The sequence below is a fragment of the Collinsella sp. TM10-22 genome, from assembly GCF_003466125.1.
Classification (GTDB): Bacteria; Actinomycetota; Coriobacteriia; order Coriobacteriales; family Coriobacteriaceae; genus Collinsella.
The window spans coordinates 305,842-317,465 of the sequence record NZ_QSOC01000001.1 but is presented as its reverse complement, the minus strand read 5'-3'; the positions used below and the strand labels follow the sequence as shown (position 1 = coordinate 317,465).

The following is an 11,624-nucleotide window of genomic DNA, read 5'->3' as shown; positions in this document are numbered from 1 at the left end:
GAGCCGTCTATGATTCCCGGATCGAACAAGGACCATCCGTCCTTCTTAAAGTCGTTTTCCTACGCCATGGAGGGCTTCGTCACCGCCGTCAAGACCGAGCGCAACATTAAGGTCATGCTCGTTGCGGGCGTGTGCACCGTCGTTGCCGGCTGCATCGTGGGGCTCGACATTGCCGAGTGGGCCACGATTATCATCTGTTGTGGCCTGGTGATTCACGGCGAGCTGTGCAACACCGCTATGGAGGCCATCGTCGACCTGGCGACCCAGGAACTTCATCCGCTGGCCAAGCGTGCGAAGGACATCGCCGCCGCCTCTGTATACGTTCTTTCCATCACCGCCGCGATTGTGGGCGTGCTGGTATTTGCCCACGCGCTTGGCTTTATTTAGAAAGGGATTCCCATGTCCGACAATATGCAGCCTACCGATGAGGTTCTGGACGAGGTCGAGGAATTCGACCCGTTTGAGGGCATGAGCGATGAGGAACTCGACGCCCTATGCGACGAGGATGACGGTCCTATGGGCTTTGGTGACGTGGAACCCGGTTTCCGCAGCGGCTTCGTGGCCCTGGTCGGTCGCCCCAACGCCGGCAAGTCCACGTTACTTAATGCCTGCTACGGCAAAAAGGTTGCCATCACCTCGCCGGTGGCACAGACGACCCGCCGCCGTATGCGCGCCGTCGTCAATCGTCCCGGCTACCAGCTGGTCTTTGTCGATACCCCGGGTATTCATAAGCCCAAGGATGGCCTGGGTTCCGAGCTCAACAAGAGTGCGCTGTTCGAACTGAACGATGTTGACGTCGTCGCGTTTTTGATTGACGCCACCAAGCCGATCGGCAGGGGAGATGCCTGGGTTGCCGAGCGCGTCAAGAGCGCCCGCTGCAAGAAGGTCCTGGTGCTCACCAAGGCCGATGAGGCCGACCCCGCACAGGTCATGGAGCAGCTCAAGGCAGCCCACGAGCTCATGGACTATGACGACGAGATCGTGACGTCGTCGGTCAAGAACTTTAACGTCGATGCCTTCATCGAGACCGTTGCGCACTTTTTGCCCGAGGGTCCTCGCTGGTTCCCCGAGGACATGGGCACCGATGCTTCCGACGAGACGCTCGTTGCCGAGTTTGTGCGCGAGAAGGTTCTTCGCCGCACCCGTGATGAGATTCCGCATTCCGTGGGCGTGATCTGTGATGCGCTCGAGCAGACCAAAAAGGTGTTGCGCGTGCACGCCACCATTTACGTCGAGCGTGAGGGCCAAAAGGGCATCATCATCGGCAAGGGCGGCGAGATGATCAAGCATATCGGCATCGACGCCCGTCGTGATCTTGAACGCATCTTTGGCACGCAGGTCTTTTTGGAGCTGGACGTAAAGGTCAAGGCCGGTTGGCGCGACGACGAGGCTCAGATTCGCCGTTTTGGGTATAGCGCCGAAGACTAGCCTTTCGAACGCATATGGCAGGCTCTCGCACATATCGCACGAAAGTGCTCGTGCTCGATAAGACTAAGCTCAAAGAGACCGACCTGATCTTGACGATGCTTGACGAGCGGGGTCGGCAGGTTCGTGCCGTGGCAAAGGGCGCGCGCAAACCCGGTGGGCGCTTGGCAGCGCGCTGCGAGCTGTTCTGTACCGTCGATATGCTGCTCGCACATGGACGCTCGCTCGATGTGGTTTCCCAGGCCGAGCTTGTGGAGGCGCCGCTCGGCGCCGCGCCCGATTACGAGACGACCTGCGCCGCAAGCGCGATCGCCGAGGTCGCGCGCGTGTGCTCGTTCGAGGACGCCGAGGATCCGTTTACCTTTGCCATCACGCAGCGGGCGCTTGCCCTGGTGGGCGGCGGGCTCGACGCGGCGCATATGGACCTGCTCGTGGCGGCATATGTCTTTAAGCTGCTATCGCACGTTGGCTACCGACCCGATTTTTCGGCTTGCGTGCTGTGCGGAGACCCTATGCTGTCGTATTTTTCGCCCCAGGCCGGCGGGCTCATGTGCGGGTCGTGTGCGTCGAGCGTTCCGGGTGCCGAGCTGGTGTCGACCGGTGAGGTCGCGTGGCTGCGCGCCCTCATGTCCATGACCTTCGATGCGCTTATGGCCGAGAGGGTCGACCCCCATACCGCTGCCTTTTTGTTGGGGCTTTCACATGTTTGGGCTGCGACGTACACCGATCAGCGCCTCCGTGCGATGGAATTCATGTTGGGTCGGTGATGATGCACAGACGCGGGCTGCTTGTGGTAACATACCGCCCTGTTAGTACCTCGACCTTGGATGCTCGCTCCACCGGCGGCTTCCCAGTCCGAGGCGAATCGAGTCGCCCGATGGCGACGCAAAACGAAAGGTGAAACAATGACTGTTTCCAAAGAGCGCAAGGCGGAGCTGACCGCCCAGTTCGGTAACTCCCCGGTCGACACCGGTAACCCCAAGGTTCAGGTCGCCATCCTGACCGAGCGCATCAAGGAGCTGACCGAGCACATGAAGTCCCACCAGAAGGACTTCCACACCCGTCGTGGCCTGCTCATGCTCGTCGGCCGTCGTCGTCGTCTTCTCTCCTACATCAAGAAGAACGACATCGTCGAGTACCGTGAGCTCATCAAGGCTCTGGGCATCCGCGACAACATCCAGTAGGATTTGTACATGCTAAGAGCGTCCTGCGCAGCGGGGCGCTCTTTTTGTGTAAGGGCGTGAACAATCACGCTCTGAAGCGTGGCGGGGGCAGGGGGCCCGCGTCACATGAGAAGCCCGCAGGCAAGGGGCCTGTGGGGTAAAGGAGAACAATGACACTCGTATCCAAGACCTTTGAGCTGTACGGCAAGACCTACACCTTTGAGTCGGGCGAGCTTGCCAAGCAGGCCACCGGCGCCTGCCTGGTCAAGCAGGGCGATACCACGATGCTCGACACCGTGGTCGTCTCCAAGGAGCGCAAGAACTACGACTTCTTCCCGCTGACCGTCGACTTCAACGAGAAGATGTACGCCGCTGGCCGCATCCCGGGTGGCTACCTTAAGCGTGAGGGCCGTCCCAGCGAGAAGGCCACGCTCACCGCGCGCATGATCGACCGTCCGATTCGCCCGAGCTTCCCGGACGGCTTCCGCAACGAGGTGCACATCGTCGCCACCTCGCTTGTCGCCGACCAGGTCAACCCCTTTGACGTCATCAACGTTATGGGTGCCTCTCTGGCCATGACGCTCGGCGGCGTGCCCTTCGAGGGCCCGCTTGCCTGCGTGCGCATCGGTCGTAACGTGGAGACCGGCGAATTTATCGTCAACCCCACCTACGAGGAGCGCGAGAACTCCGATCTGGACCTGGAGCTGGGCGGCTCTGCCGACTTCATCTCGATGGTCGAGGCCGGCGCCGAGGAGATCTCCGAGGACGACATGCTCGCCGCCATGAAGTTTGGCCAGGAGGCCCTTGCCGCCTTCTGCCAGGCTCAAGACGAGTTCGTCGCCGAGTGGGAGCAGGTCAACGGCCCCATCGTCAAGAAGGAGTACCCGCTCGATCAGCCCGTCGAGGAGGTCCAGGAGCGCATCTTCGCCCACTACGACGAGATGGCAGCCGCCCTGCGCGACGCCGACAAGCTCTCCCGTATCGGCAAAGTCGAGGCCCTGAAGGAGTCCATCCGCGCCGAGTTCACCGAGGAGGAGCAGGCCGCTTGGGAGCGCGAGATTCCCGTGGCGCTGAAGAAGCTCGAGAAGAAGGCCATGCGCACCATGGTCGTCGAGACCGGCGAGCGCGTTGACGGCCGTGCCGCCGACGAGATCCGTCCCATCATGGTGAAGGACAACTACCTGCCGCTCGTTCACGGCTCCGGCCTGTTCCAGCGCGGTCAGACCCAGGTGCTCTCTGTCTTGTCACTCGGCATGCTTAACGAGGGCCAGCGTCTGGATACCATCGAGCCCACCGAGGGCAAGCGCTACATGCACCACTACAACTTCCCGCCGTTCTGCACCGGCGAGACCGGTCGCATGGGCAGCCCCAAGCGCCGCGAGATCGGTCACGGCAACTTGGCCGAGCGCGCCCTGCTTCCGGTGCTCCCCGACGAAAACGAGTTCCCCTACGCCATCCGCGTGGTCTCCGAGGTCATGGAGTCCAACGGCTCCTCTTCGATGGCTTCGACCTGCGGTTCCACGCTCGCCCTTATGGACGGCGGCGTGCCCATTAAGCGCCCGGTCTCCGGTATCGCCATGGGCCTGATCCAGGAGGAGGGTAAGACCGTGGTCCTGTCGGATATCCAGGGTCTCGAGGACTTCCTGGGCGACATGGACTTTAAGGTCACCGGCACCACCGAGGGCATTACCGCCCTGCAGATGGACAACAAGGCCACCGGCCTTACCTTCGACATCCTGGCCCGCGCCCTGCAGCAGGCCAAGGAGGGTCGTGCGTACATCCTGCAGAAGATGCTCGATGTGATCCCCGAGCCGCGTCATACCACGCGCAGCACCGCTCCGCGCATCGTCTCCATCCAGGTTCCGACCGATAAGATCCGCGACGTCATCGGTTCCGGCGGTAAGGTCATCCGCGGCATCCAGGACGAGACCGGCGCTTCGGTTGACATCCAGGAGGACGGCACCGTCTTTGTCGGCGGCACCGGCGAGTCCGTGGACCAGGCCGTCGAGCGCATCAAGCTCATAATCAAGGTTCCCGAGCCGGGCGAGGAGTACACCGGTCGTGTGGTCTCCATCCAGCCCTTCGGCGCCTTTGTCAACCTGCTGCCCGGTAAGGACGGCTTGCTGCACATTTCCCGCGTTGCCAAGGGCCGCGTCGAGAAGGTTGAGGACGTCCTCAACGTTGGCGACGAGGTCAAGGTCGTCGTCATCGAGGTCGACGATCGCGGCAAGATCTCGCTCGATCGTCTTGACAAGCCCGAGGCCCCGGCTCGCGCCGAGGGTGCCTCCGAGGGCGACGTCGAGCACTTCCAGCGCCGTGAGCGTCCGCGTCGCGAGCGCTCCGAGCGCAGCGACCGTCCGCGCCGTCCCGGCGACAACGGAGGCCGCAAGCCCCGCCGTCACCACGACGCCGAGTAATAGCTACACATAAGCAGCTCAACAAGGGCGACTCCGTACAGGGGTCGCCCTTTTGCTTGCGCCCGGGAGGGCCGCATATGAAGTTTCCTGCTCTACAGTCCCGCGCAAGACGGAAAGCGCATTAAGTGCTTTCCTTTGCGTGCGGAACTCGCGATAAACTTCATATGCGGCCCTCCCGGGCGCAAGCAAAAGGGCTGGTTAGTGCCGCTCGCTATTTAGTTAGACAGTCTATTCAGTAGTCAGATTTCAGATCAGTAGATAGACACAGCAGTATTTCCCCTGATAAAACCTACCAAAATAAACCTATCTCATATTGGCAGGTCAGGGCTCAGCGGCCCCGGCACGGGCTAAGATTATCGCGAGTTCCGCACGAACAGGAGGCCACTTAATGTGGCCTCCGTCGTGAGCAGGACTGTAGAGCAGGAAACTTCATCAGTGCCCGCCCCACGGGAAACCGGCGGGATAGACCGGTTTGGATGGGGCTTTGATGCATGGGTGGTCTGTGCTCGTGCAAATGGGTATCATATTTTGGTTATTGCATCGACTCTGTGATGCATGTTTGTACGTTCCCGGCGGTCGGTTTGCCAGAAGCGCCCCGTCGGTTGTTCCAGACCCGTTTCGAAGAAAGGAAACCACACTTACCTATGGCAGCTAAAAAATCATCTCCCTTGAAGATCATCCCGCTCGGCGGCCTTGATGGCATCGGCAAGAACATGACGGTCTTTGAGTGCGGCGACGACATGGTGCTCGTCGACGCCGGCCTCATGTTTCCGGATGACTCCCAGCCCGGTATCGATCTGGTGCTTCCCGACTACACCTATGTCCTGGAGAACGAGGAGAAGCTCCGCGGTATCATCGTCACCCACGGCCACGAGGACCACACCGGTTCGCTTCCGTATCTGCTGCAGGACCTCAACAACAAGGTGCCCATCTTCTCGAGCAAGCTGACGCTCGGCTTCATCGAGGGCAAGCTTTCCGAGTTCCGCATCCGCGCACCCAAGTTCCGCGAGGTCAAGGGCGGTAGCCATGTCAACCTCGGCGGCATCTCGCTCGACTTCTTCTCGATGACACACTCCATCCCCGGCGCTCTGGGCGTGTTCATCCGCACCAATCAGGGCACCGTTATGCACACCGGCGATTTTAAGCTCGACCAGACGCCCATCGACGGCGTTACGCCCGACTATGCCGCTATCAGCCGCTTTGCCAAGCAGGGCATCGACCTGCTGCTTTCCGACTCTACCAATGCCACGGTTCCCGGCTTTACCAAGTCCGAGGCCGAGGTTGGTCCCAACCTACTGCACGCCATCAAGAATGCGCCGGGTCGCGTGTTCGTCGCGTCGTTCTCGAGCCACATCCATCGTCTGCAGCAGATCTGCGATGCCGCCCGCAAGTGCGGCCGTAAGGTCGTTGTGACCGGTCGCTCCATGCTCACGAACACCCGCGTGGCGCGTGAGCTGGGCTACCTCAACATCGACGACGCTGATATCATCGATGCCTTCGACATTGATAACCTGCCCGACGACAAGATTGTCGTCATGTGCACCGGTTCGCAAGGTGAGCCGCTGTCGGCCCTGTCCCGCATGGCCAATGGCGAGCACAAGACGCTCTCCATCCACGAGGGCGATACCGTTATCCTTTCGGCAACTCCTGTTCCCGGCAACGAGAAGGCCGTCCAGCAGGTCGTCAACAGCCTGGCCAAGCTCGGCTGCGACGTGTGGGATAAGAACCGCGCTCTCGTCCACGTCTCCGGTCACGGTAGCCAGGAGGAGCTCAAGCTCCTGATGGCCATGGCCAAGCCCACGTATTTTATGCCGGTTCACGGTGAGGCCGTGCATCTGCGGGCACACGCCCAGCTGGCCCGCAAGATGGGTCTCAAGGACGACCATATCTTTATCCTCGATAACGGTGACACGCTCGAGATGCGCGGCGGTATCGTCAAGCGCGGTACGCCCGTCGAGTCTGGCGTCGTCTACGTCGACGGCCTGCGTATCGGCGATACCGACCCCATCGTCCTGCGCGATCGCCAGAAGCTCGCCAACGACGGTATGGTTACCGCTGTTGCCATCGTCTCGCTCAAGCAAAAGAAGATCGAGGCCATCGAGTTCTCGGGCCGCGGTGTTTCGTTTGCCATCGACGACCAGTTCTCCGAGGATGCCTCCGCATCCATCATGAAGACGATCGAGAAGGGCAAGTTCAGCTTTACGAGCAGCGGTTCCGATGCCATTCGCAAGGCCGTGCGCGATTCGCTCTCTAACTTTATCTGGAGCCGTACGCGTACCCGTCCGATGATCATCCCGGTCGTCATGGAGGTTTAGTTTGGCGCGCGGATCTGCACAAAACGCCAAAGGCAATAAGGCCAATAACCAACCGGCATCTGCTAAGGGTGCCGGTTCCCATCTGCGTGCCAATAAGGGCCACGAGGCAGACTTCGACGATTTTGAGCCCTTGGTCGAGCCCTCAGCCAATCGCGATATCGCCGGCGTGGTCATTGCCGTTTTGGCGATTGCGTCCTTTATTGCCGTGATTTCGCCGGCGACTGCACCCGTTACAGCTGCGGTTGCCGGTTTCTACCACTTAGGCTTTGGTCTGGGCGCCTACGTGTTGCCGATCGTCATCTTGCTGTTTGCCGCCACGCTCTTTTTAGGCGAGGACTCGCCGCTCAACGTGCGCTCTGTTGCGGGCGGCGCCGTGGTCTTTATCGCCGTCGTCTCCATTCTTTCGCTGATGGTGCCGGGTACGAGCAACTCGTGTGACCTCATGTTTACGCCGCAAAATCTGTCCGCCTCGGGTGGCTACATCGGTGCGTTTATTGCGAGTGCGCTGCAGAATGCCCTGGGTAAGCCTATCGCGATGGTAGTCCTGCTGGGCCTTGTCGTCGTGGGCCTGGTTATCATTGGCTTTTCGGTGGGCGGCGTGCTGCGCTCCGCCCGCGATCGTGCGGCAGATTTTGCCGAACGCCGTCGTGCCGATGTTAACGCGAGCCCGTGGGGTGACGATGAGGCCCTGTCGGTGCCTGGTGTCGCCCGTCCGCATCTGAGCATTCTTCGTCAAAAGGGCTCTGATGCTGCCATGACCACGGTCATGGGCAACGATGCGGACCCGGTTTTGGACGATGACGACGAGGATGAGGATTCGTTTGTCGACGTGTCCGATGCCGTGGAGGCCGAGCGGGCCAAGACGACGCTGCTGCCGCGCCGACATGCCAAGAAGGGCAAAACGGTTCCCAAGCTCAATACGAGTGAGCCCGATCCGTCTTGGTCCGAGAGCGAGATTGAGCTTACCGAGGGTGATGACGAGGACGACGAGACTCCGATTGAGACCGCAAAGACAACTTTGCTGCCGCGTCGCCATGCAAAGCGCGGCCAGGTAACCGGCCAGCTTTCGATGGAAGACGACCCCGATAAGATTGACGAGTCCGAGCCGCCGTTTGCCGTGAATCCTGTCTCGGCAACACCTCAGATTCCCGACTTCTTGAAGCATCCCAAGGTTGCCGATGGCGCTGCCTCGAGTGCTGTCGAATCGGCTGCGGCTCGTGATGGGGGAGTGGACGACGACGCTGCAGATAACGAGGGCGAAGAAGGGGATGGCCTCAAGCTTCCGCCGCTCGAGATCCTGCATGCCAACCCGCAGTCGGCTTCTGCCGCGTCTTCGGACAAGGAGCTTGAACAGACTGCCGAGTCGCTGCAGTCCACGTTGCTTGAGTTTGGCCGCAGTGCCCGCGTGGTCGGCTGGATCGCCGGCCCTACGGTGACGACCTTTAAGCTGCAACCTGGCGAGGGCGAGCGCGTGAGCAAGATTTCGAGCCTCGAGGACGATATCGCGCTTTCGCTCGCTGCTCAGTCGGTGCGTATCTTTGCCCCGATTCCCGGCACCTCGCTCGTGGGCATCGAGATTCCCAACCGCAAGCGCCAGAACGTCAATCTGGGCGACGTGCTGCCCTATGTGAAGGGCGGTCCGCTCGAGCTCGCCATCGGCCGCGACGCCGAGGGCACGCCGGTCGTCGCCGATCTCGCCAAGATGCCCCACCTGCTGATTGCCGGTACCACGGGCTCCGGTAAGTCGGTCATGATCAACTCCATCATCACGACCTTGCTCATGCGCGCCCTTCCCGAGGACGTTCGCCTGATCATGGTCGACCCCAAGCGCGTCGAGCTTGCGGGCTATAACGGTCTGCCGCATCTCTATGTGCCCGTGGTGACCGAGCCCAAGCAAGCCGCGAGCGCTCTGCAATGGGCCGTGTCCGAGATGGAGCGTCGCCTGAAGGTCTTCGAGCGTCTCAACGTGCGTAAGATCTCGACCTACAACGAAAAGCAGGCCGCCGGCGAGTTTGAACATTACGACAACCCGCCGCAAAAGATGCCCTACTTGGTCATCATCATCGACGAGCTTTCGGACCTGATGATGGTCGCCGGCAAGGATGTCGAGGCGTCGATCGTTCGTATCGCTCAGCTGGGCCGTGCCGCCGGTATTCATCTTATCGTGGCCACGCAGCGCCCCAGCTCCAACGTGGTGACAGGTCTCATCAAGGCCAACATCACCAACCGCATCGCCTTTAACGTCGCCACGGGCATCGACTCGCGCGTCATCATCGACCAGATGGGTGCCGAAAAGCTCACCGGTTTGGGCGACATGCTGTTCTCCAAGGTCGACTGGGGCAAGCCTCGCCGTATCCAGGGCTGCTTTGTTTCGGACGACGAAATCAACGAGATTGTCGAGTTCGTCAAGTCGCAGAGCGAGCCCGACTACCACGAGGAGATCCTGTCTGCCGTGGCGCCCGCTTCCATGTCCATGGCGGGTGGCGGCGGCATTGTTCGCACCGGAGTCGCCGAGCCGCAAGACGATGATCCGCTCATCTGGGAAGCCGCCCATATTGTGGTGGATTCGCAGCTTGGCTCCACATCTGGCCTGCAGCGTCGTCTGAAGGTTGGCTATGCGCGCGCCGGGCGTATTATGGACATGCTGGAAGAAAAGGGTGTCGTCGGCCCGCCCGACGGTTCGAAGCCGCGCGAGGTTCTGCTGGACGAGGAGGGACTTGCCGCGCTGAAATCTGTCGACGCCGAGATGGCACGTGAAGATCGTGAGTTTGGAGGATTCTGATGGCTGCACGCTTTGGTGACATGCTGCTCGAGCAGCGTCGCCGAATGGGCCTTTCCATTCAGCAGGTCGCCAACACCATCAAAATCAGGCCGCAGATCATCGAGTTTTTCGAGACCGGTAACTTTGCTTCGATGCCGCCGCGCGGCTATGCGCAGGGCATGATTTCGAGCTATGCTCGCTTTTTGGGCCTCAATCCGCGCGAGGTCGTCAATGCCTACTTTGACGACCTGATGGCATACGAACGCGAGACGTCGCAGCAGGGCGGTCGTTTTCAGGACGCCGCCGGCTACGTCAATTCGCGTTCCTCGGTCGATAACGGGCGCTTTCTGATGGTTCAGGGCGGTCGTTCGACCCGCTATGGACAGCGTCCTCAGCAGGCCGGTTATATTACCGAGACGGGTTCGGGCGAGGAGATTCGCTCACAGCGTGACCGGTTCCGCAGTGCGCCGATGCCCGAGGACCGTGCACTCCCCGCTGCCCGCGGCGTGGCGCGTGACCCTCGTGCCGGCTACGGCGACGGCGGCTATTCCGATCGCGGTTACCGTGGTGTCTCCACCGGACGCTCTCGCGGTGGCTATGCGGATGCCGATACTACGCAGGTGACGCCGCGTCTTCGCTCTCAGTCTCAGCCGTGTGGCCAGCGCCCTTCGGCTCCGCGTTCGGGCCAGCGTGGCTATCAAGGCCGCGGTGAACTTGCGCCCCGCTCGGGTCAGCGCGGCCTTCAGGGCCAGGGTGGCTATCGTGGTCGTTCCGATAGCAATCGTGGTCGTATGCCTCAGGGAGGCGGCCGCAGCAGTTCCAGTCGTGGACGCGGCGGATCTCGTACTCCTCAAAACAACGGGCTCGATCCGCGTATCGTCTACGCTGGCATCGGTGCCGTGACGCTGCTGCTGATCGCGCTCATCGTGGTACTTCTGCGCGGCTGCGCATCTTCGACGCCCGAGACCACGCCCGAGACGCCCACTGCTACCAAGACGACGACCAAGAAGTCTTCTAAGAAGACCGAAACGGTCGACGAGGACGAAGACACCGATGAGTCGACGGATGAGTCGACCGATTCGGACGCCACCAAGACGACGGCTAAAAAGGAAGAGAACGAGGTAACGAAGGTCAAGGTCTCCGTTGCCAAGGGAAAGACCGCGTGGATTGAGGTCAAGGTCGATGGAAAGTCGGTCTATGGCGCCCAGGCGACTGGCCCCTTTGAGCAGGAGTACACGCCCGAGTCCTCGATCGAGATCACCACGTCCAAGCCTTCCGATGTCACCGTTACCAAGAACGGCGAAAAGGTCCGTTACGATACCAAGACTTCGGGCGTGGCGCGTGTGACGATCACCGTTCCCAAGAAGGAGACGACTGATTCCGAGAATGGTGAAAGTTCTGATGGTGTCGACACCACTGATGGTACCGATACCACCGACGGCATCGATGCCCAGTCCACGGATGGCGCCGATACCGCAACTGACGGTCAGACGCCCACCGATTCTACCGACTATTCGTACGATAGCTATTAAGCCGCTCGTAC

8 protein-coding genes are annotated in these 11,624 nt (G+C 61.0%); all 8 read left to right on the top strand.

Translation table 11 applies throughout. The features are described from left to right. The first annotated feature begins 9 nt into the window (after nucleotides 1–9). The 8 genes from DXD94_RS01485 to DXD94_RS01450 all read left to right on the top strand — a co-directional run bounded on the left by DXD94_RS01485 (nucleotide 10) and on the right by DXD94_RS01450 (nucleotide 11,613). The gene (locus tag DXD94_RS01485) at nucleotides 10–387 is read left to right on the top strand and encodes a diacylglycerol kinase family protein (protein ID WP_117763000.1); all 378 of its coding nucleotides are present in this window, start codon (nucleotides 10–12) and stop codon (nucleotides 385–387) included. Nucleotides 388–399: 12 nt separating this feature from the next. Beyond that, on the top strand, nucleotides 400–1,428 hold the full coding sequence (gene era, locus DXD94_RS01480) for a GTPase Era (protein ID WP_117762999.1): 1,029 nt from the start codon (nucleotides 400–402) through the stop codon (nucleotides 1,426–1,428). Nucleotides 1,429–1,442: 14 nt separating this feature from the next. After that, nucleotides 1,443–2,192, top strand: a complete 750-nt coding sequence (gene recO / locus DXD94_RS01475) for a DNA repair protein RecO (protein WP_117762998.1) — start codon at nucleotides 1,443–1,445, stop codon at nucleotides 2,190–2,192. Nucleotides 2,193–2,330: 138 nt separating this feature from the next. Beyond that, nucleotides 2,331–2,609 (top strand): 30S ribosomal protein S15, encoded by a 279-nt coding sequence (gene rpsO / locus DXD94_RS01470; protein WP_117762997.1) that lies wholly within the window; start codon nucleotides 2,331–2,333, stop codon nucleotides 2,607–2,609. A 149-nt stretch (nucleotides 2,610–2,758) separates the two neighbouring features. Next, nucleotides 2,759–5,005 carry a polyribonucleotide nucleotidyltransferase gene (locus tag DXD94_RS01465; RefSeq protein WP_117762996.1) on the top strand — a complete coding sequence of 749 codons (2,247 nt, stop codon included), beginning with the start codon at nucleotides 2,759–2,761 and terminating at the stop codon, nucleotides 5,003–5,005. A gap of 644 nt (nucleotides 5,006–5,649) precedes the next feature. Beyond that, entirely contained in the window at nucleotides 5,650–7,320 is a 1,671-nt protein-coding gene (locus DXD94_RS01460) for a ribonuclease J (protein WP_117735187.1), read from the top strand. A 1-nt stretch (nucleotide 7,321) separates the two neighbouring features. Then, nucleotides 7,322–10,102: a DNA translocase FtsK gene (locus DXD94_RS01455; RefSeq protein WP_233505240.1), complete on the top strand. Its 2,781-nt coding sequence runs from the start codon at nucleotides 7,322–7,324 to the stop codon at nucleotides 10,100–10,102. Further along, entirely contained in the window at nucleotides 10,102–11,613 is a 1,512-nt protein-coding gene (locus DXD94_RS01450) for a RodZ family helix-turn-helix domain-containing protein (protein ID WP_117762995.1), read from the top strand. Before DXD94_RS01455 ends, DXD94_RS01450 begins: the two co-directional genes overlap by 1 nt. Nucleotides 11,614–11,624 lie beyond the last annotated feature (11 nt).